Here is a 20,021-nt window from a genome sequence, read left to right on the forward strand (position 1 = left end):
TGCTCAATGGTATTTAAAAGGTATTATTAAATGGTATTGTCATGGCGTACCTTACCTGTCATGAAGGATTCAAAAATGAAAACGACCTTTAAACTGTCGTTCATGATGTTCGTGGAGTGGTTTATCTGGGGCGCCTGGTTCGTCCCCCTGTGGCTATGGCTAAATAAAAGCGGGTTTTCCGCCGGTGAAATAGGCTGGTCTTATGCCTGTACCGCCATTGCGGCGATCCTGTCGCCGATTCTGGTCGGCTCCGTTACCGACCGTTTTTTCTCGGCGCAAAAAGTCCTGGCGGTACTGATGTTTGCAGGCGCCGTGCTGATGTATTTCGCGGCGCAGCAAACCACCTTTGCCGGATTCTTTCCGCTGCTTCTGGCCTATTCATTGACCTATATGCCGACCATCGCGCTGACAAACAGCATTGCCTTCGCTAACGTACCGGACGTTGAACGCGATTTTCCACGCATTCGCGTTATGGGAACCATTGGGTGGATTGCCTCCGGCCTCGCCTGTGGATTCCTGCCGCAAATGTTAGGCTATAACGATATTTCCCCCACCAACATTCCACTGCTCATAACCGCCGCAAGTTCAGCGTTGCTGGGCGTATTTGCGTTCTGTCTGCCAGACACGCCGCCAAAAAGCACCGGCAAGATGGATATTAAAGTGATGCTGGGGCTGGATGCGCTGGTCCTGCTGCGCGATAAAAACTTTCTCGTTTTCTTCTTCTGTTCCTTCCTGTTTGCGATGCCGCTGGCCTTCTACTACATCTTCGCTAACGGCTATCTGACGGAAGTGGGAATGAAGAACGCCACCGGCTGGATGACGCTCGGCCAGTTCTCTGAAATCTTCTTTATGCTGGCTCTGCCCTTTTTCACTAAGCGCTTTGGCATTAAAAAGGTATTATTACTTGGTCTTATTACCGCCGCGATCCGCTACGGCTTTTTTGTCTATGGCGGCGCGGAGACGTACTTCACTTACGCCCTGCTGTTCCTCGGTATTTTGCTGCACGGCGTAAGTTACGATTTCTACTACGTCACCGCCTACATTTATGTCGATAAAAAAGCGCCGGTTCATATGCGTACCGCTGCGCAAGGGCTTATCACCCTCTGCTGTCAGGGATTCGGCAGCCTGCTGGGCTATCGTCTCGGAGGCGTGATGATGGAAAAAATGTTTGCTTATCCGCAACCGGTTAACGGTCTGACATTCAACTGGGCGGGCATGTGGACGTTTGGCGCAGTGATGATTGCCGTCATCGCGCTACTGTTTATGATTTTCTTTCGCGAATCGGACAAAGAGATCACTGCTATTGACGATCGCGATATTGCGTTGACACAAGGGGAAGTAAAATGAAAGCAGAACGTATTCTCGGTGCTCTTTACGGGCAAGCGTTAGGGGATGCGATGGGAATGCCCTCTGAGCTGTGGCCGAGAACGCGCGTCAAAGCGCATTTCGGCTGGATTGACCGCTTTCTGCCCGGCCCAAAAGAAAATAATGCCGCCTGCTATTTTAACCGCGCGGAGTTTACGGATGATACCGCAATGGCACTCTGCCTGGCCGACGCGCTACTCGAATGCGAAGGCAGCATTGATCCCGAGATTATTGGACGTAACATCCTCGCCTGGGCAGAACGCTTTGATGCGTTCAATAAAAATGTACTCGGCCCGACGTCAAAAATTGCGCTGAATGCGATTCGCGACGGCAAACCCATCGCGGCGCTGGAAAATAACGGCGTGACTAACGGCGCGGCCATGCGCGTTTCGCCGTTGGGCTGCCTGTTGCCGCCAACTAACCTGACAGCCTTTATAGCAGAAGTAGCGTTAGCCTCCAGCCCGACGCATAAATCCGATCTGGCGGTGGCTGGCGCCGTGGTTGTCGCCTGGGCCGTCTCGCGAGCGGTTAACGGCGACACATGGCAAAGTATTGCCGACTCGCTCCCCGCCGTCGCCCATCAGGCGCAGACAGCGCGTATTACCACGTTTAGCGCCTCGCTATCGGCACGTCTGGAACTGGCGCTAAACATTGTCCGCCACGCCGACGGCGTCGAATCTGCCAGCGAACAGCTCTATCAGATCATCGGCGCGGGAACCAGCACCATTGAATCGGTTCCCTGCGCTATCGCCATGGTGGAACTGGCGAATACCGATCCTAACCGCTGTGCCGTGCTGTGCGCTAACCTCGGCGGCGATACCGACACTATCGGCGCGATGGCTACCGCCATTTGCGGCGCGTTGCACGGGGTAAGCGCCATTAACCCCCAGTTAAAGCAAACGCTGGACGAGGTTAATCAGCTGGATTTTGCGCGCTATGCCGTTGCGCTGGCGAGTTATCGTCAACGGCGGGAGGCACTATGAACGGCGCACGGTTGCTGACATTATTACCGACCCTGCATACCCGGCGTCCGCTCACCGTTATCGGCGCGGCAGTGATCGATATCATTGCCGACGCCTGGACGTTGCCGCGTCGCGGAGGCGATATTGAACTGCAACAACAGAGCGTCAATGTCGGCGGCTGTGCGCTGAATATTGCCGTGGCGTTGAAACGACTGGGGATTGACGCCAGCAATGCGCTGCCGCTGGGCCAGGGCGTGTGGGCGGAGAGGATTCGCCGCCGTCTGGCAAAAGAGGGATTATCCAGCGTGATTGACGCGGTTGAAGGGGATAACGGCTGGTGTCTGGCGTTAGTCGAACCGGATGGCGAACGCACGTTTATGTCTTTTAGCGGCGTGGAAAACCAGTGGAATGCGGACTGGCTGTCGCAGCTCAGGACACCGCGGGGCAGTCTTGTCTACCTGTCCGGTTATCAACTGGCCTCGTCCTGTGGCGAACCACTGATCCAGTGGCTGGAAACCGTCGACGATGTAACGCCTTTTATCGATTTTGGCCCGCGAATCGGTGATATTACAGACGATGCAATGGCGCGCATTATGGCCTGCCGGCCCATCGTCTCCCTCAACCGCCAGGAAGCCATCATCGCTGCGGAACGCGCCGGGCTTGCGACCGATACGCGCACTTTCGGCGAAGCATGGGTAAAACGCTTTTCCGCGCCGCTGGTGGTGCGCCATGATAAAGACGGAGCGTGGTATTTTAGCGCGCAATCTTCCGGCGTTGTGCCAGCGTTTCCGGCAACCGTGGTGGATACCATCGGCGCGGGCGACAGCCATGCTGGCGGCGTGCTGGCAGGACTGGCGTCAGGCTGGTCGCTCGCGGATGCCGTACTGCTGGGAAATGCGGTGGCAAGCTGGGTGGTCGGGCATCGCGGCGGCGACTGCGCGCCCACGCGCGAGGCGCTACTCCTCGCACACAAAAACGTATAGGTCGCTACGACAATAACTGATGCTGTATTCAATAGGCCGCTGCTGCTGATCGAGCGCCACCTGCTTAATCACCAGCACCGGCACTTTACCATCCATTTGAATATGCGACTGAAACTCATCATCCGGCATCCGGGCGCTGACGCGGGATCGGGTACGCTGAGGGTAAATGTGCTGGCGACGAAAATAGTCATACAACGAAATGCCAATCGCGTCGACATCATGAATCAGATGCGCGGGCACCCAGGACTCTTCAATCGATACCGCGTCCTCATCAACATAACGAATGCGTTTGAGTAAAAAGACGTCGCTGCCTGCGGGGATCGCCAGATGCTGCGCGACCTCATCCGGACAACTTACCACACGTTTGTTAACCCATAGCGTATCCGGTTTTTTGCCGCGCAAGACAACCTGCTGAGAAAATCCCCGCGCCTCTTTCAGGGAATATTCAAAGATATTATTGATTTGCGTACCGTAGCCGCGGGCGCGCGTAACGACCCCCTCTTCTTCCAGCGCCTGCATCGCTTTTCGTACCGTGATGCGCGAGACGCCGGTAAGCTGGCTGAGATCGCGTTCGCCAGGCAAAATATTACCGTGCTCAAGAATACCGCTGCGCACGGCATCCTTTACCGTCTGGGCGAATTTCATGTATAGCGGCGTATTATCCGCCGCTGAAATTCGTTCATTCAGTTGCGCGATGAGCCGGGTATGCGCTTGTTCCATTTATCTTTCCTGACGACGGGTCTGTAGGCAGTATACTACCACCACGCGTGGAAATGATGTACCGGACCAATGCCCTTCCCCACTTCCAGCGTGTCCGCCTGCGCCAACGCCGCCGAAAGCCATGCCTTCGCCTCGTTTACCGTCTCTCCCCAACTGCGATGACGGGGCCGTAACGCCGCCAGCGCCGCCGACAGCGTACAGCCCGTCCCATGCGTATTTTTGGTGTTCACACGCGGCGCGCTAAAACGCTGCTCGCCCTCGCGGGTAAAGAGCCAGTCCGGGCTTTGCGCATTCTCTAAATGCCCGCCTTTCATTAATACCGCTTCACACCCCATCGCCAGTAACGCCCGCCCCTGCGCCAGCATCTCCTGTTCCGTACGCGCATGGGGCGCATCCAGCAATGCTGCGGCTTCCGGCAAATTAGGCGTAATCAGCGATACCTGCGGCAACAGCCGGACGCGTAATGTTTCTATCGCAGAGGGCGAGAGCAGCGGATCGCCGCTTTTCGCCAGCATCACCGTATCCAGCACCACATTACGTACATGATGGCGCTGTAACCGTTCCGCCACGGCCTCGACAATATCGGTTTCCGCCAGCATGCCGATTTTTGTGGTATCAATGCGCACATCGCTGAACACGGAATCAAGTTGAGCGGCGACAAAGTCCGGCTCTATCCGGTACACCGACTGTACGCCACAGGTATTTTGCGCCACCAGCGCGGTGATGACCGAACAGCCATATGCGCCCAGCGCGGAAAAGGTCTTGAGATCCGCCTGGATACCGGCCCCGCCGCTGGGATCGGTGCCGGCAATCGTCAGCGCGTTAATTCGTTGCATTGGCCGCCTCCACATCCAGATGATAGAGCGCATCAAGAAAAGCCGGGATGAAGCTACCAGGTCCTTCGCTACGCTCTGCCGCGGCCTGTCCAGCCAGTTTCATCCAGCAGCAGGCCGAAGCGACATTGTCCAGCGCGGCGCCCGGTAACGCGCAACTGGCGGCGGCGACCGCCGACAACGCGCAGCCGGTGCCTACAATGCGAGTCATTAACGGATCGCCGCCGGGAATGCTCAGCGTGCGCTGACCGTTAGTGACGTAATCTACCTCTCCGGTAACCACAACGATGCAGTCTATCTGACGCGCCAGCGCCTGCGCCGCAGGCAGTGCGGCCAACGCCGCCTCGGTGGTATCTACGCCGCGTCCGCCCAGCGCCATGCCGGATAACGCCAGGATTTCCGAGGCGTTGCCGCGTATTGCCGCCGGGCGCAGGGACAAGAGATCCAGGCAAAATCGCCGACGAAATTCCAGCGCGCCCACCGCGACAGGATCAAGTGTCCACGGCGTTTTGGCATCATAAGCGCTTTCTACCGCCCCACGCATCGCGTCAGCGCGTGAGGCGGTTAAGGTTCCGACATTAACCAGCAAGGCGTTGGCGATGGCGGCAAACGGTCTGGCCTCGACAGGATCAATCACCATGGCGGGTGAAGCGCCCAGCGCCAGCAGCGTATTGGCGGTAAACGTTTGTACGACGTCATTCGTCATACAGTGCGTAAGCGGGGAGAGCGCGCGAAAGTGTTTTAACGTATGCGCCGCAAGCGTGCGGCAGTGCAGGTCAGGCTGCATGGTTCAGCTCCTGCCCGCGTGAAGAAGGGACACGAGCAGTGTCAGACTTCCCTACGCTGGCATTATCCAGATCAGGTGGTACGGGTATTTCTCAGCCTTCACAAGGAAGGGCACCCCGAGTCGTCAAGCCCCGCCGTGTTAAGCGAGGTTTCGCTATTAAGCATACTGTCTGCGCCAGACAATGTAAATTTACAGCCAGCGGCGGACGATAATTTCAGCGTTATCAGATAGTTCTCAAAACCTATTCGGTTCTGGCAAACTTGCTGGCGGATATGTTGCTGCACGACGCTTTCGTTTACACTTTTTACGAAAAGGGGCGTGAGATAACAAAATAGCGCTTGTCAGATACGCCACCAGCAGAAATGATACACACGATGTTAACTGACCCGCATATGTGGAGGGTAAAAGTATGAAAAGTAAGTTGCTGCCTTGCGCGCTGTTGCTTGCAACCAGTTTTGCATGGGCCGCCCCCGCGACAACGGGCATTGATCAATATGAGTTAAAAAGCTTTATCGCCGACTTCACCCATTTCAAGCCCGGCGATACCGTTCCGCAGATGTACCGCACCGATGAGTACAATATTAAACAGTGGAAATTACGTAATCTGCCCGCGCCAGATGCCGGTACTCACTGGACCTATATGGGCGGTGCGTATGTACTGATTAACGATACCGATGGAAAAATCATCAAAGCCTATGATGGCGAGATTTTTTATCATCGATAAAAAAAGCCCCCTCATCCAGAGGGGGAAATACAGCCCCATGTTACTTTTTTATTAGCCCTTAATCACTCTATCCCCTTCAAACTTCCTTTTTGTTGACTGCCTTCACTACCCGATTCGCTCTGGATCCCGCCCTTTTGAAACTACCGCATACCACATTAAAATTTATTGCAGAAAGATTGTCATCCCGGTCACTTATTATTGTAAGTGACCGGGAGTTCATTCACCTATCGCGCCATATATCTTAAATATTTTTCATATATATTAATCGTATTTCACATAGATCAGTGCAGTCGCTTTTAGATCGCCCGGCTTTATATTGTCTCGGTCATAAACATAATAACTGGCGATAATAGGGATTGTTATCATATCACTGTTGAGCGGCGTGCCTACTTGATCCACTTTCCATAACGTTGAAGCATTACCCTGCTCTGCTGTATTTGAAATATTCACCGTTTTTCCACCGCTCTCCAGTATAAATCCGACGCCATTATTCACAGCACCACGCAACACAGAATAGCTATCTGGTATTAAATCACTGCTGGAGAGATAAACCGTCATTTTACGCGATGTTTGTTTAGCATTACCAAAAAGATTATCACACTGGAGTCGAATATTATCCGCGGCATTTTTGTTGCTGACCTTGCCTGTGTTATATAATTCAGAAAGCGCAATATTCGGTAGCGTGATCGTCAGATCTTCAGGTTTGCAGGTTGTCTGCTTGCGATCGTAGGACACAAACAGATCAAATGAATATAACCCTGCACCTCTAAGATAACTATTATAATCTGCGGCACAGGCATTCCAGCCTCTTCCTGCTAGCAGGCACCCTAAAAACCGCAAACTGGCCGTAAACTGAGTTGCAGAAGAAGCGCTTGTTATTGATACCACCCCGTTGATTAGGACACTGTTGCCACTACCGGCAGAAATATTTACATTCGCCCCAGAGGAAGCGGGTTCAACCGTTACCGTATAGCCCGTTGTAAACGGCATTGTGAGAGTATTATTATCTGCCCAGGCGATTTTTAACTTCAGTTTTACTGTATCATTGTATAATCCCACGATGATATCGGAAGGATCCATACGCGTTATCTTATAAGTCCCTGAACAAGTTGTATCGTTAAAATTATGGCTATAAGTTGCGGACTGATTAGGGTTAATCGTAAAATCCTCACGAATAATTAAATTATCCTGATAAGTAATTTCTCCCGTACAGGCTGCGTATGTTTCAGGTAAAATCAATAACATCACGATAAAAAGAAAGAGTTTCATTTCACCACCTCACCACTACCGACAAATATAAACTTTACTTTCATCAACCGTTTTACCAAAGGTGATTGAACATGAAAGCCCCTGCTCTTTATCTACTGGTACACTAACTTCGGGCGGAATATCATTCGTTCGAATAAATAGCTGACTACCTTGTCCAACAATGCCCACATTATGACCATGATGATCTACTACATCATAACCAAAAATAAGAGGCGAGCCATCAGGACGCTGCGCTTTAATAAACCATGGTTTACGCTGGTCGGTATCAAAATTCACTAGCACGACGGCCCCTCGGTACGGGGCGGCAACTTTACGGTTACCGCGTAATTCCGTTTCACTGCTACTTTGCGACACATCAAGCATAAGATGGTTTTCGCGATATGGCGTAAGGTTGTCATAAACCACCGTTCCTTTTTTATTGGTGGTCCGATATTTTTGGCCGTTAACGTAGGCTCCTTCAAGTCCCGGAGCCTGCATAATCGCAAAGGTATCTGAAAGCCGGCTGGATAAATTCAACCCGCCACTCCAGGCTACAACCCCACCGGAAATACTTCCGCCGGTCTGAGTATAATTGGACGACTGGCTGTAACTACCATTAAGCGTTGCAACGGGCGTATTCCAGGTTAAATTCGTCCCCGCAGTGGTCTCACTATCGTGTCGCTGATGACTAACATTCACGCCGTAATTAAATTGATCGCGACTGCCTGCCGTACCGGTTAAACCAATATTGTTTGAGGTAAATCCATCATCATCAAAGGTCGTCGAGTTCGACACATTCAGATGACGCCGCGGGGTAGTAATACCGTCCCCCCAGTCAAAGGGAATTGAAATAAACAGGTTAAAACGTTTATCTTCATTATGATCCTCGTCGTAAGTCTGACTGGCGGATAACGTATAATTAATTTTCTGGAACGTATTGGAATAGCTTATTTGATAATCTTTACTGGTGCCGCTACGTCCCCAGTAATCACGCCATAATGCACTCAGTGATACTGCGCCCCATCCTTCTGGCAAGGATTGGCTCACATTAGCTGAAAACGTATTTTTACGCCCAAAATCGTTTTGATAATAATCAGCAATATCGTATACATCATTCTTATCGCGACGATAGTTATTTTTATTATTGGCCCAGACATGATCGTTAAATGTGCGGTAATCCTGTGATGAATACCGATACGCAGCCAGACCAAACCGGGTTAATGTTTGGGTCAGGTATTTATTATAAGCAATCTGATAACTCTGACCATCAAATACATCGCCATTATCCTGTTTACTGTGCGCTCGCGTAGCGTCAAGCGAAATGGCGCCAATCCGGGTATTCCACCCCGTGCCGAGGGTAAACGCATTATAATGGTTCGATAGCATCGTACCGCCATAAAGCGTCAACAGGTTATTAAGGCCATACTGATAACTGATTTGTGTAAAATCGGCCTGATTATCGGCGCCTTCAATATGACTACGGCCGGCGGAAAAATCATACTTAGAGACGCCAGGCTGCAACATGTTCGGTACGGAAGCGTAAGGCACCAGCCAGGTATTTATCGAACCATCCGCCTCACGCACGGTGACATCAAGATCAGCGCCACCGCCCGCGAGTTGCAGATCCGCAATGGAAAAGGGGCCAGGAGGAACCTCTTTCTGATAAACAACGAATCCGTTCTGTTCGATGGTTACCAAAGCGTTAGTCTGTGCAATCCCCTGCACCAACGGCGTAAAATTCTGTTTCGAGTTTGGCAACATTTGCATATCGCGGAACAGGCGAACGCCGGTAAATCTCACAGAATCAAAAATCTCTGACGAGGTATACTGATCCCCGGCGCGTAATGTGCCGAGGAGCTCAGCGATACCGCGCTCCAGATACAATGTGTTGCTTTTCCACTCACCGCTGCTGCCATCGGTTTTATTAAATGTGGTATCCGCATGCGCTTGCCAGCCCAACAGATTGAAACCGCTATTGAACCGAACGTAAGTACTTTCACTACTGCCAGAATTCTTATAGTCACTGTAATACTGGCTGGCATAGTAAGAAGTATAAAATGCATTGATGCCGCGATCCCAGTTTTCAGGCAATACATAACCCGCCTCGACCTCATTTACATAGGCCTGGGGAACGCTCAAATCCAGCCGAAAAACGCCAATATTAAAAGTATAGCCACCGCTTCTCACGACATCTTTTAACGCAATACAATCCGTTGCTCCCTGCGGTTGCAGACCATCGCTTATCACACCAATATTTTTCAACAACTCAGTTGAAATACACGTGCTACCGGGATCATCGGCAACAATGATATCGTATTTACCTCGCCATTGATTGTTGACATAAATATCCAATTCGTACTGTCCCGGAATTGGATTATTCTCATCCAGATGGAAATTTGTTATTTTTTGATCTCTCATTCCCCCCACCATAAAATGGGTATCAAACGTTTCCGTCGCGATAGCCTGCGTTTGCCAGGTAAACAGAGTCAATAAAACAAGCGAAGCGATGGGCGTCATCCTTAGCATGATGAACTCCTGTTTATTTTACATTAATTTTGCTACTAATATAGTTACCATTATCATCAATAATCGTTACTTCATACTGGCTTGTTGACGCATATTTCATGTTAATATTTTGCGTCGATAGCGGTGGCAGCATGATAGTTTGATCATTAATCTTAGTATTTCCTGCTTTTACATCCGTCACGGTAATCCAGTTTGCAGTATCATTTTTCATGATGACAGTTTTATTACTGCGAAATAAACCAATCCTCTGAAAACTGTCTTTGGTTACGGCGGCAATTCGACTGGGGCGCCATATTAATTTTATTCGATTCTGCATTGCGAATTTAAGCACATTTTTACCGGCGTTTTCCTGGCTGTTTGGTGGAATATCAAGCACATTCAGATAAAACAGACTTTCTTTGTTGTCCGGTAAGCTATTAGGCATTTTCTTGATTTTGATCTGCTGACCAGACTCAGCGGCAACGCGCGCCACTGGCGGCGTCAGCATAAATGGCACCTGAATTTTTTCTGGCGGTAATGAAGTGTTACCGTCATCAATCCAGGACTGTACCAGCGAAGCTTGCTCGCCCTGATTCACCAATTGTACAACGACTTCTTTCTTCTCTGCCGGGTAAATCACACGCGTACCATAAATAACAATACCAGCATGCGCAGGCAAAATTATGGCAGATAATAATACTGCAGATAATATTTTCATATTTACACGGCCTTGCTTATAAAAAACCGGCGACGAACGCCGCCGGTTGAATAAATTAGTCAGTAACAACCGTTAAAGTCAGTGTTGAGCTAACATCACCAGAAGCAACATCACCGTCTAAACGCGCATAGCGTGCTAAAAAAGTCAGGTCGTATTCACCGCTGCTATTTGGAGCTAGTGTCACCCCCGTCTCTGGATCAATCTGATTATCCGTACTTCCGTAGTAAACCGCAAAACCGACACCTTTGGCAGACCCGTTATTAAATGTGATATCGTGGCTGTCAAATTGCGTTGAAGAGAAGGTAATACGCGGCGCTACACCCTGTTGACATTTTATTTTCAACGGCATCTGAGTTTGATTAGTTACTGCGTCATAAATCTGACCCGGGGTTAAATTAATTATTTTATCCGCACCAATTTCATTCAGTCTAATTTCAGCGGTGTTCGTACCCAAAAATTGACAGGTAGTACCAACCACCTTTCCGTTAATATTCAGAACGCCTGAATCATACTCATCAACAGCAAAAGCCCCAGCGCTCATAAATACAGCAGACAATACAGAAGCAGCAATAAGTGAACGTTTCATAATCTCTTCCTTAATGAAGTAATTTCTATTTGTTAAGAGTTATTAACCCTTGCAACGAAAATTCTCATAGACAGGAAGTTATCGCAATGTAAACACGATGTTTTGTTGATTTAAAACAATTTACAGATTGCAATATAATTGCAACAAATAATCATTGCTTATCATTATTTTGTAAACTTATTAATTTCCGAAATTTACTGCCCTTAAATATAAACACAACAAATAAAAAAGCCCATATCATTGATATCAATGATATGGGCCTGCGGAATTAATAAGAATTAGTCGTAATGATTAACAATAATCTGTCGGGTGCTATCACCAGGCACCGTGTATAGCTGCGTTGTCACACCTCTCATCGGCGTAGCGGCGGGTGTTTGCAGCGTTGAAACGTGGATAGTGTTGCCGCAACGCTGCTGCAACTGCGCGTTTACCACTTCTGTACTGCACGTTGGCGCGGTCACTTTTCCACTGATGGTTAATGTTGCGGTGTCGGAGGCAAAAACGGGTACGCTTATCCCATAAGCCGAAACTATAATTCCCATCAGCAAATATTTTTTCATAGTGAGCAATTGTTCCTCTGGTGAACGTCAAACAGTATGCAGGCCGTCCTGATGAGCAGTATGAACGTATCGATACCTTAAAACCAATTGAAAAAATAAATCAGTAGGATAGGTATGATCAATTCAAATAATGTTTTTGCCGATTATTTCAGATAAACACCTGTCTGTTTAAGCAGGAATTAACAATGCGGGGGCTATTATTTTATTAATACATTCACTGCATCAATATATATTAATGCAGTGAATGTCATATTCTCTTTGGAATACGTCAGGAGGATTACACCGCGCGGAAGGCGATTTCTCCCGGAATCACTTCACCCTGCCAGTAAAGCTGTGCCGCAACGCGATCGGCCAGTTCGCGATAGATCGCGGTAAACTCGCTCTCCGGACGGCTAACCACCGTCGGCGTACCGCGATCGAGATCTTCACGCAGACTAATATGCAGCGGCATCTGACCCAGAAGCTGAGTATGGTATTTTTCCGCCAGCTTCTGCGCGCCGCCCGTGCCGAAGATCGGTTCGTGATGGCCGCAGTTGCTACAAATATGCATACTCATATTTTCCACAATGCCGAGCACCGGCACTTCCACCTTCTCGAACATCACGATACCTTTTTTGGCGTCGATTAGCGCGATATCCTGCGGCGTAGTCACCACCACCGCGCCGGTAACAGGAATGTTCTGCGCCAGCGTTAGCTGAATATCCCCGGTTCCCGGCGGCATATCCAGTACCAGATAATCCAGATCCGGCCACAGCGTCTCCTGCAACATCTGCATCAGCGCCTTACTGGCCATTGGGCCGCGCCATACCATCGCGTTATCGTCAGTCACCAGATAGCCGATCGAGTTGGTCGCCAGGCCGTGAGACATAATCGGCGCCATATGCGTACCGTCTGGCGATGTCGGGCGCTGATCTTCTGCGCCAAGCATGGTTGGGATCGACGGACCGTAAATATCGGCATCGAGAACCCCGACCTTTGCGCCTTCAGCCGCTAACGCCAGCGCCAGGTTTACCGCCGTGGACGATTTACCCACCCCGCCTTTACCGGAGCTCACGGCAATGATGTTTTTCACGCCATTAATGCCAGGCTGATTTTTGACGCGTTTCAGCGTCGCAATGTTGTACGACAGTTTCCAGTCGATCGCTTTTGCGCCCGTAATACGTAACAGATCGGCGCTGCATTGCTCTTTTAATACCTCAAACGCGCTGTTCCAGACGAACGGCATGACCAGCTCAACGTGCAGCGTATCATCCATCCAGGCGACGTGGTGCAACGCCTTAAGCGTGGTGAGGTTATGCTTCAGGGTTGGGTGCTGAAAATTCGCCAGCGTCCCGGCGACCATCGCTCGCAGGGTATCTGGTGATTTGGCCTGGGATTGTTCGTTCATCCCGACTCCTTTTGTAGTTCTGAAAAGTACGATTGTAACTTTGTAGTTTACTCCAGCGGTAACAATTATTCATTTACGGATAAATGCCCTTATCGATTGGCGCAGTAATTACCATTTTGGTACTATCAAAGCCCTTTTTTACAACAGAAGAAGTAATACCCACTATGACTCAAGTCGCGAAGAAAATTCTGGTAACGTGCGCGCTGCCGTACGCCAACGGCTCTATCCACCTCGGCCATATGCTGGAGCACATCCAGGCTGATGTCTGGGTCCGTTACCAGCGAATGCGCGGCCATGAGGTTAACTTCATCTGTGCCGATGACGCTCATGGCACGCCGATCATGCTGAAAGCGCAGCAGCTTGGTATTACGCCGGAGCAAATGATCGGTGAAATGAGCCAGGAGCACCAGACCGATTTCGCCGGTTTTAATATTAGCTACGACAACTACCACTCAACGCACAGCGACGAGAATCGCGAGCTGTCCGAGCTGATTTATACGCGCCTGAAAGAGAACGGTTTTATTAAGAACCGCACTATCTCTCAACTCTACGATCCGGAAAAAGGCATGTTCCTGCCGGACCGATTTGTGAAAGGCACCTGCCCGAAATGTAAATCCGCAGACCAGTACGGCGATAACTGTGAAGTGTGCGGCGCGACCTACAGCCCGACCGAACTTATCGAACCGAAATCCGTGGTGTCCGGCGCGACGCCGGTAATGCGTGACTCCGAGCACTTTTTCTTTGACCTGCCGTCATTCAGCGAAATGTTGCAGGCGTGGACCCGCAGCGGCGCGCTGCAGGAGCAGGTGGCGAACAAAATGCAGGAGTGGTTTGAATCCGGCCTCCAGCAGTGGGACATCTCCCGCGACGCGCCGTATTTTGGTTTCGAAATCCCGAACGCGCCGGGCAAATATTTCTACGTCTGGCTGGACGCGCCGATTGGCTATATGGGCTCCTTCAAAAATCTGTGCGATAAGCGCGGTGACACGACCAGTTTTGATGAGTACTGGAAAAAAGACTCCGACGCCGAGCTGTACCACTTTATCGGCAAAGACATCGTCTATTTCCACAGCCTGTTCTGGCCTGCCATGCTGGAAGGCAGCCACTTCCGTAAGCCGACCAACCTGTTCGTTCACGGCTACGTGACGGTGAACGGCGCGAAGATGTCTAAGTCTCGCGGCACCTTTATTAAGGCCAGCACCTGGCTGAAACACTTTGACGCCGACAGCCTGCGCTACTACTACACCGCGAAGCTCTCTTCACGCATTGATGACATCGACCTGAACCTGGAAGACTTTGTCCAGCGCGTCAATGCCGATATCGTCAATAAAGTAGTTAACCTGGCATCCCGTAACGCCGGTTTTATCAATAAGCGTTTCGACGGCGTGCTGGCGGCTGAACTGGCCGATCCGCAATTGTATAAAACCTTTACTGACGCCGCTGCGGTGATTGGCGAAGCATGGGAAAGTCGTGAATTCGGCAAAGCTATCCGTGAGATTATGGCGCTGGCCGACGTCGCTAACCGTTATGTTGACGAGCAAGCGCCGTGGGTGGTGGCTAAACAGGAAGGCCGCGACGCGGACCTGCAGGCCATTTGCTCAATGGGCATCAACCTGTTCCGCGTGTTGATGACGTATCTGAAACCGGTACTGCCGACGCTTTCTGAACGCGTTGAAGCCTTCCTGAACAGCGAACTGAACTGGGATGCCATCGAACAGCCGTTGCTCGGTCACAAGGTCAACACCTTTAAGGCGCTCTACAATCGCATCGACATGAAGCAAGTTGAAGCGCTGGTTGAAGCGTCTAAAGAAGAGGTGAAAGCCGCAGCCGCGCCGGTTACCGGCCCGTTAGCCGACTTCCCGATTCAGGAAACCATCACCTTTGACGATTTCGCCAAAATTGACCTGCGCGTAGCATTGATTGAAAACGCTGAGTTCGTAGACGGTTCTGACAAATTGCTGCGCCTGACGCTGGATCTGGGCGGCGAGAAGCGTAACGTCTTCTCCGGCATTCGTTCCGCCTACCCGGACCCGCAGGCGCTGATTGGCCGCCAGACGGTAATGGTCGCCAACCTCGCGCCGCGTAAAATGCGCTTTGGCGTCTCCGAGGGAATGGTGATGGCCGCAGGACCTGGCGGGAAAGATATCTTCCTGTTAAGCCCTGATGACGGCGCGAAGCCTGGCCAACAGGTGAAATAAGCAACAAGCCGGAGCATGCTCCGGCTTTTTTAACCGCTTAATCCTGACTGGCATATCACCCTATCCGCGTGTTTTAACTTTTTCCTTAATAAGCAATAGCGCTAAGACTCCATATCCGGACTGCTAAATAACGGCTAAAAGTCATATTCTATCTCTCCCTGATACATTGCTATTACTGGGTTAAATTAATTCATTGAAATTATTTTAAAAGCCCAATCATTATATAAAATGGAGTTTTAGATGAAAATTTCTGGCAAGTTATTGTCCGCGGCTTTGGCTTCCGTACTGGTGTTCTCTCTTGCTGGCTGTGGCGATAAAGAAGAATCAAAGACCTTTAACGCAAACCTGGCGGGGACAGAAATTTCAATTACTTACACCTATAAAGGTGACAAAATCATTAAGCAGACGTCTGAAAGTAAAATCAGCTATGCCACTGTAGGCGCTAAAACGAAAGAAGATGCCGCCAAAATTCTCGATCCGCTGAGCGCGAAATATAAAAATATCGCCGGAGTGGAAGAAAAATTAACCTATGAAGATACCTATGCCCAGGAAAACGTCTCTGTGGATATGGAAAAAGTGGACTTTAAAGCGTTACAGCAAATCTCAGGGACGATGGTGTCTGGCGATACCAGCAAAGGTATCAGCATGAAACAAACCCAGACGCTGCTGGAAGCTGCTGGTTTTAAAGAAGCGAAATAACTGGCAGGCATAATGTATTGCATCGACTGGTAAAGTCGCTCAGGGCGCTGCTTCGGCAGCGTCTTTTCTTTATGAATTCCGAAAAAAGACAGCCTCGCTGTAAGTCCCCTCGCCAAAGCCTATAATCCCTGAATTCCTGGCCACACCAATACTTAACGACAAGGAATTGTTATGCGGGTTCTACGCCTTATGGCACTGCCACTATTCGCGCTCTCTTTATCGGTTAGCATAACTGGCTGCGATCAGAAAAACGATACTCCCCAGGGAAAGCAAAATAACATGACAGCGTTTATCAAGAAGATAGCCGCTAACAAAGAGTCAGAGGAAACACAACGCTATGTGGGTAATCTCAACGGTATTGAAATCAAGTTAACCTATTACTACAAAGGGGATATCGTTTTACGTCAAATATCTGAACATAAAATACTTTATAACACCCTGAAAGCCAATAATAAAGAAGAAGCACAAAAAATGCTGAGTCAAGTCGGCGAAGCTTATCAGGGTATACCGGGTTTGACTGAGCGAATCGACTATTATGATAGCTATGCTACGGAATATGTGCATATTGATTTTACCCAGGCAAAAATGAGCGACCTCTGTAAATTGCCAGGATCATCAATTGACAACTGTTCCGCGCACTATCTGTCAATGATTCGCTCGCAGAAACTGTTGGAAGAGAGCGGGTATCATAGAATCAATTAGTATAATAATGCGTTTTCCCGGTCAGACAGGACGCTGCCGGGAACAATACCGCAGAATTACTTCGCCGCGTGTTCACGGGCCGCCAGACCGCGCAGAAAATAACGCATAAACTGATCGCCGCATTCGCGGAAGTTCTTATGATCCGGCACGCGCATCATCGCGGTGATCTCTGGCATTGAGACACGAAACAACTGACCGGTAAGTATCGCCAGGATATCATCTGTTTTTAGCGAAAAGGCGATACGCAGCTTTTTCAGCACAATATTGTTGTTGATACGACGTTCCGCCGTCAATGCAGGCGCCGCCTCATCTTTGCCGCGTTTTTCATAAATGAGGCCATTGAGAAATGAGGACAACACGATATCCGGGCAACGCTGAAACCCCTCTTCCTCTTCTTTGCGCAACCAGATTGCTATCTGCTCCGGCGTAGCATCAACGTTACCCAGCGCCAGGATACGCGCCAGATCGGTATTATTAGCTTTTAAAATGTAGCGCACGCTACGCAGAATATCGTTACTCAGCATGAGGCCTTCGGTCGTTTCTATGGCAAAACGATATTCTAACAGTCTTTTACAGGCCAATCGCCTCTTTTAAACTTTTCAGATAGCGACGGCTTACCGGCACCGTCAGACCGTTGCGTAAAATCAGCTCTGCCTGCCCATTATCCTCCAGCCGAATTTCCTGCAAATGGGCCATATTCACCAGAAACTGACGATGACAACGCAGTAGCGGCGTCCGGCTTTCCAGCGTGCGCAGCGTCAGCTCGGTAAACCCCTCTTTACCTTCACTGCTGGTCACATAAACGCCGCTCATACGGCTACTGACAAAGGCGACATCATCCATTTGCAACAAATAGATCCGGCTGTGTCCGGTACAGGGAATGAATTTAAGCGCCTGCTGGTTTTCCGGCAGCAACGAAACATCCTGTTTACTGCGCTCCTGACGCAGACGATGTAACGTTTTTTCCAGCCGTTTCTCCTCTATCGGCTTGAGCAGATAATCAAAAGCGTGTTCTTCAAAGGCTTTGATGGCGTATTCGTCAAACGCGGTTAAAAAAACGATATACGGGCGGTGTTCCGGGTCAAGCATTCCTACCATCTCCAGTCCACTGATACGCGGCATCTGAATATCCAGAAACAGCACATCAGGTCGCAGCTTATGTACCGCGCCAATCGCTTCTACCGCGTTCGCGCACTCTCCCACAATCTCAATGTCATCCTGCCCCTGGAGCAAAATCCGCAGATTTTCCCGCGCTAACGGCTCATCATCCACAATCAGCACTTTAATCATGCGTCCTCCTCCAGTGGAAGTCGTAATGTAATTCGGGTAAAACAGTCCGGCTCGCAGGCCACGCTAATACCATAATCATCGCCAAAGTGTTCGCGCAGACGTTTATCCACCAGACTCATCCCCAGCCCGCTACTGCCGGCGGAAGGCTGATACAGTCCCGCATTATCTTCAATATCTAACATCAAATGCTGCCCTTCGCGCCGGGCGCGAATAGCGACGTTGCCGGTATCAAGCAGTTGCGACGTGCCATGTTTAATGGCGTTCTCAACAATCGGCTGTAACGTAAACGCAGGCAATTTCTGACGTGAAAGCGTCGATGGAACATCAAGCTGTACCTGCAGACGCGACTGAAAGCGCGCTTTTTCAATTTGCAGATAAGCGTTCACGTGTTCAATTTCATCCGCCAGCGTGACGATTTCCGACGGGCGTTTTAAATTTTTGCGAAAAAAGGTCGACAAGTACTGCACCAGTTGGCTGGCCTGTTCGCTGTCGCGGCGAATCACCGCTTTAATGGTATTGAGTGCATTAAACAGAAAATGCGGATTCACCTGCGCGTGCAACAGCTTGATCTCTGACTGCGTCAGCAACGCCTTCTGCCGTTCATACTGTCCGGCCAGGATCTGCGCGGATAAAAGCTGCGCAATACCCTCTCCCAGGGTGCGGTTAATTGAGCTGAACAGTCTGTTTTTCGCTTCGTACAATTTAATGGTGCCCATGACTCGCTGATTTTCGCCACGCAGCGGAATCACCAGCGTCGAACCGAGTTTACACTGCGGGTGTAGCGAACAGCGGTACGGCACTTCGTTGCCATCGGCATAAACCACCTCTCCGGTTTCAATTGCTTTCAGCGTATAACCTGATGAAATGGGTTTGCCTGGTAGATGGTGATCGTCGCCAATACCAGTAAAAGCCAGCAGTTTTTCGCGATCGGTGATGGCGACGGCGCCGATATCCAGCTCCTGATATAACACCTGCGCCACCTTCATACTGTTCACTTCGTTAAATCCCTGACGCAAAATCCCCTCCGTTGACGCGGCGACCTTCAGCGCGGTAGCAGAAAATGCCGAAGTATATTTTTCGAACATGGCGCGCTTATCGAGCAAAATACGCATGAACAGCGCGGCGCCAACGGTATTCGTCACCATCATCGGCGCGGCAATATTACTGACCAGATGCAGGGCATCGTCAAACGGCCTGGCTATCAATAAAATAATCAGCATCTGCACCAGTTCGGCAACACACGTAATTGCTCCCGCCGTCAGCGGGCTAAACACTTTGTCCGGGCGTCCGCGACGTATGAGAACGCTGTGTACCAACCCGCCCAGCAGCCCTTCGACGATGGTGGAAATCATACAGCTCAGCGCCGTCATGCCGCCCATAGAATACCGATGTAACCCACCGGTCAGGCCGACCAGCCCGCCGACGACCGGCCCGCCGAGTAGGCCGCCCATCACCGCGCCAATCGCGCGGGTATTGGCAATCGAATCTTCGATATGCAGCCCAAAATAAGTGCCCATAATGCAGAAGATAGAAAACGTGACGTAACACAGAAGCTTGTGCGGCAGACGAACCGTGACCTGCATAAGCGGGATGAACAGGCGCGTTTTACTCATTAGCCACGCAATGACCAGAAACACGCACATCTGCTGAAGCAGCAGCAACACCAGATTAAACTCGTACATACCCGCAAACCACACTTCAATTAAAAGCGCGTAACATACATTGAGTACGATTAACTTTCTTTGAACTGTTGC

General features: G+C 50.2%; 19 protein-coding genes and 1 riboswitch. Of the genes, 7 read left to right on the forward strand and 12 right to left on the reverse strand.

Annotated elements, in window-relative coordinates; genetic code table 11:
- Nucleotides 1-75 precede the first annotated feature (75 nt).
- From ACLJQJ_RS09820 to ACLJQJ_RS09830, 3 genes are read left to right on the forward strand one after another with little or no spacing between them, the layout of a single operon-like run.
- Complete coding sequence (locus ACLJQJ_RS09820; RefSeq protein ID WP_000858692.1) at nucleotides 76-1,347, forward strand: nucleoside permease; 1,272 nt, start codon at nucleotides 76-78, stop codon at nucleotides 1,345-1,347.
- Nucleotides 1,344-2,348 (forward strand): ADP-ribosylglycohydrolase family protein, encoded by a 1,005-nt coding sequence (locus tag ACLJQJ_RS09825; RefSeq protein ID WP_000642799.1) that lies wholly within the window; start codon nucleotides 1,344-1,346, stop codon nucleotides 2,346-2,348. Before ACLJQJ_RS09820 ends, ACLJQJ_RS09825 begins: the two co-directional genes overlap by 4 nt.
- Nucleotides 2,345-3,310: a PfkB family carbohydrate kinase gene (locus ACLJQJ_RS09830; protein WP_001012656.1), complete on the forward strand. Its 966-nt coding sequence runs from the start codon at nucleotides 2,345-2,347 to the stop codon at nucleotides 3,308-3,310. Before ACLJQJ_RS09825 ends, ACLJQJ_RS09830 begins: the two co-directional genes overlap by 4 nt.
- Here the strand turns inward: ACLJQJ_RS09830 and ACLJQJ_RS09835 are convergent.
- From ACLJQJ_RS09835 to thiM, 3 genes are read right to left on the reverse strand one after another with little or no spacing between them, the layout of a single operon-like run.
- Entirely contained in the window at nucleotides 3,284-4,030 is a 747-nt protein-coding gene (locus ACLJQJ_RS09835; RefSeq protein ID WP_000434062.1) for a GntR family transcriptional regulator, read from the reverse strand. The two genes, ACLJQJ_RS09830 and ACLJQJ_RS09835, sit on opposite strands and share 27 nt — an antisense overlap.
- Nucleotides 4,031-4,065: 35 nt before the next feature.
- Nucleotides 4,066-4,866, reverse strand: coding sequence for a bifunctional hydroxymethylpyrimidine kinase/phosphomethylpyrimidine kinase (gene thiD, locus ACLJQJ_RS09840; protein ID WP_063809097.1), 801 nt, complete (start codon nucleotides 4,864-4,866; stop codon nucleotides 4,066-4,068).
- Nucleotides 4,853-5,650, reverse strand: a complete 798-nt coding sequence (thiM, locus tag ACLJQJ_RS09845) for a hydroxyethylthiazole kinase (protein ID WP_063809096.1) — start codon at nucleotides 5,648-5,650, stop codon at nucleotides 4,853-4,855. The genes thiD and thiM overlap by 14 nt, the downstream gene beginning before the upstream one ends.
- Nucleotides 5,651-5,681: 31 nt before the next feature.
- Nucleotides 5,682-5,778: riboswitch (TPP riboswitch) on the reverse strand.
- A gap of 281 nt (nucleotides 5,779-6,059) precedes the next feature.
- Here thiM and rcnB point away from each other — a divergent pair.
- The gene (gene rcnB / locus ACLJQJ_RS09850; RefSeq protein WP_000837534.1) at nucleotides 6,060-6,374 is read left to right on the forward strand and encodes a Ni(II)/Co(II) efflux transporter accessory subunit RcnB; all 315 of its coding nucleotides are present in this window, start codon (nucleotides 6,060-6,062) and stop codon (nucleotides 6,372-6,374) included.
- 261 nt (nucleotides 6,375-6,635) lie between these two features.
- On the opposite strand, the gene ACLJQJ_RS09855 is transcribed toward rcnB, so the two are convergent.
- The 6 genes from ACLJQJ_RS09855 to apbC all read right to left on the reverse strand — a co-directional run bounded on the left by ACLJQJ_RS09855 (nucleotide 6,636) and on the right by apbC (nucleotide 13,378).
- Nucleotides 6,636-7,643, reverse strand: coding sequence for a putative fimbrial-like adhesin protein (locus ACLJQJ_RS09855; RefSeq protein ID WP_000765280.1), 1,008 nt, complete (start codon nucleotides 7,641-7,643; stop codon nucleotides 6,636-6,638).
- A 15-nt stretch (nucleotides 7,644-7,658) separates the two neighbouring features.
- Nucleotides 7,659-10,148 (reverse strand): fimbrial biogenesis outer membrane usher protein, encoded by a 2,490-nt coding sequence (locus tag ACLJQJ_RS09860; protein WP_063809095.1) that lies wholly within the window; start codon nucleotides 10,146-10,148, stop codon nucleotides 7,659-7,661.
- Nucleotides 10,149-10,161: 13 nt separating this feature from the next.
- Nucleotides 10,162-10,845, reverse strand: a complete 684-nt coding sequence (gene stcB, locus ACLJQJ_RS09865; protein WP_000698775.1) for a fimbrial biogenesis chaperone StcB — start codon at nucleotides 10,843-10,845, stop codon at nucleotides 10,162-10,164.
- Nucleotides 10,846-10,900: 55 nt separating this feature from the next.
- On the reverse strand, nucleotides 10,901-11,431 hold the full coding sequence (gene yehD / locus ACLJQJ_RS09870; protein WP_001523541.1) for a fimbrial protein YehD: 531 nt from the start codon (nucleotides 11,429-11,431) through the stop codon (nucleotides 10,901-10,903).
- 278 nt (nucleotides 11,432-11,709) lie between these two features.
- The gene (locus tag ACLJQJ_RS09875) at nucleotides 11,710-11,991 is read right to left on the reverse strand and encodes a DUF2574 family protein (RefSeq protein ID WP_000760403.1); all 282 of its coding nucleotides are present in this window, start codon (nucleotides 11,989-11,991) and stop codon (nucleotides 11,710-11,712) included.
- Nucleotides 11,992-12,268: 277 nt separating this feature from the next.
- Nucleotides 12,269-13,378, reverse strand: a complete 1,110-nt coding sequence (gene apbC / locus ACLJQJ_RS09880) for an iron-sulfur cluster carrier protein ApbC (protein WP_001005424.1) — start codon at nucleotides 13,376-13,378, stop codon at nucleotides 12,269-12,271.
- Between the two features lie 164 nt (nucleotides 13,379-13,542).
- Here apbC and metG point away from each other — a divergent pair, with 164 nt between their 5' ends.
- The 3 genes from metG (at nucleotide 13,543) to ACLJQJ_RS09895 (ending at nucleotide 16,977) form a co-directional block, all read left to right on the forward strand.
- Nucleotides 13,543-15,576, forward strand: coding sequence for a methionine--tRNA ligase (metG, locus tag ACLJQJ_RS09885; RefSeq protein WP_000195334.1), 2,034 nt, complete (start codon nucleotides 13,543-13,545; stop codon nucleotides 15,574-15,576).
- Nucleotides 15,577-15,816: 240 nt separating this feature from the next.
- Entirely contained in the window at nucleotides 15,817-16,275 is a 459-nt protein-coding gene (locus ACLJQJ_RS09890) for a YehR family lipoprotein (protein ID WP_000703137.1), read from the forward strand.
- Between the two features lie 171 nt (nucleotides 16,276-16,446).
- A complete protein-coding gene (locus ACLJQJ_RS09895; protein ID WP_063809094.1) occupies nucleotides 16,447-16,977 on the forward strand; it encodes a YehR family lipoprotein in 531 nt (176 codons plus the stop codon).
- A 56-nt stretch (nucleotides 16,978-17,033) separates the two neighbouring features.
- Here the strand turns inward: ACLJQJ_RS09895 and ACLJQJ_RS09900 are convergent, their stop codons facing one another.
- From ACLJQJ_RS09900 to ACLJQJ_RS09910, 3 genes are read right to left on the reverse strand one after another with little or no spacing between them, the layout of a single operon-like run.
- A complete protein-coding gene (locus tag ACLJQJ_RS09900; protein WP_063809093.1) occupies nucleotides 17,034-17,501 on the reverse strand; it encodes a DUF1456 family protein in 468 nt (155 codons plus the stop codon).
- Nucleotides 17,502-17,547: 46 nt separating this feature from the next.
- Nucleotides 17,548-18,267 (reverse strand): two-component system response regulator BtsR, encoded by a 720-nt coding sequence (gene btsR / locus ACLJQJ_RS09905; protein WP_000598637.1) that lies wholly within the window; start codon nucleotides 18,265-18,267, stop codon nucleotides 17,548-17,550.
- The gene (locus ACLJQJ_RS09910) at nucleotides 18,264-19,949 is read right to left on the reverse strand and encodes a sensor histidine kinase (RefSeq protein ID WP_000272850.1); all 1,686 of its coding nucleotides are present in this window, start codon (nucleotides 19,947-19,949) and stop codon (nucleotides 18,264-18,266) included. Before ACLJQJ_RS09910 ends, btsR begins: the two co-directional genes overlap by 4 nt.
- Nucleotides 19,950-20,021: the final 72 nt, after the last annotated feature.

The organism is Salmonella sp. SAL04202, assembly GCF_046550775.1.
GTDB classification, from domain to species: domain Bacteria; phylum Pseudomonadota; class Gammaproteobacteria; order Enterobacterales; family Enterobacteriaceae; genus Salmonella; species Salmonella enterica.

Bases quoted from the DNA above. Each gene is read 5' to 3' on its own strand.
- btsR (WP_000598637.1), bottom strand. From the start codon at position 18,267: ATGATTAAAGTGCTGATTGTGGATGATGAGCCGTTAGCGCGGGAAAAT.
- ACLJQJ_RS09855 (WP_000765280.1), bottom strand. From the start codon at position 7,643: ATGAAACTCTTTCTTTTTATCGTGATGTTATTGATTTTACCTGAAACA.
- ACLJQJ_RS09900 (WP_063809093.1), bottom strand. From the start codon at position 17,501: ATGCTGAGTAACGATATTCTGCGTAGCGTGCGCTACATTTTAAAAGCT.
- ACLJQJ_RS09910 (WP_000272850.1), bottom strand. From the start codon at position 19,949: ATGTACGAGTTTAATCTGGTGTTGCTGCTGCTTCAGCAGATGTGCGTG.
- metG (WP_000195334.1), top strand. From the start codon at position 13,543: ATGACTCAAGTCGCGAAGAAAATTCTGGTAACGTGCGCGCTGCCGTAC.
- ACLJQJ_RS09860 (WP_063809095.1), bottom strand. From the start codon at position 10,148: ATGCTAAGGATGACGCCCATCGCTTCGCTTGTTTTATTGACTCTGTTT.
- ACLJQJ_RS09825 (WP_000642799.1), top strand. From the start codon at position 1,344: ATGAAAGCAGAACGTATTCTCGGTGCTCTTTACGGGCAAGCGTTAGGG.
- ACLJQJ_RS09835 (WP_000434062.1), bottom strand. From the start codon at position 4,030: ATGGAACAAGCGCATACCCGGCTCATCGCGCAACTGAATGAACGAATT.
- apbC (WP_001005424.1), bottom strand. From the start codon at position 13,378: ATGAACGAACAATCCCAGGCCAAATCACCAGATACCCTGCGAGCGATG.
- rcnB (WP_000837534.1), top strand. From the start codon at position 6,060: ATGAAAAGTAAGTTGCTGCCTTGCGCGCTGTTGCTTGCAACCAGTTTT.
- ACLJQJ_RS09830 (WP_001012656.1), top strand. From the start codon at position 2,345: ATGAACGGCGCACGGTTGCTGACATTATTACCGACCCTGCATACCCGG.
- ACLJQJ_RS09820 (WP_000858692.1), top strand. From the start codon at position 76: ATGAAAACGACCTTTAAACTGTCGTTCATGATGTTCGTGGAGTGGTTT.
- stcB (WP_000698775.1), bottom strand. From the start codon at position 10,845: ATGAAAATATTATCTGCAGTATTATTATCTGCCATAATTTTGCCTGCG.
- ACLJQJ_RS09890 (WP_000703137.1), top strand. From the start codon at position 15,817: ATGAAAATTTCTGGCAAGTTATTGTCCGCGGCTTTGGCTTCCGTACTG.
- thiD (WP_063809097.1), bottom strand. From the start codon at position 4,866: ATGCAACGAATTAACGCGCTGACGATTGCCGGCACCGATCCCAGCGGC.
- ACLJQJ_RS09895 (WP_063809094.1), top strand. From the start codon at position 16,447: ATGCGGGTTCTACGCCTTATGGCACTGCCACTATTCGCGCTCTCTTTA.
- yehD (WP_001523541.1), bottom strand. From the start codon at position 11,431: ATGAAACGTTCACTTATTGCTGCTTCTGTATTGTCTGCTGTATTTATG.
- thiM (WP_063809096.1), bottom strand. From the start codon at position 5,650: ATGCAGCCTGACCTGCACTGCCGCACGCTTGCGGCGCATACGTTAAAA.
- ACLJQJ_RS09875 (WP_000760403.1), bottom strand. From the start codon at position 11,991: ATGAAAAAATATTTGCTGATGGGAATTATAGTTTCGGCTTATGGGATA.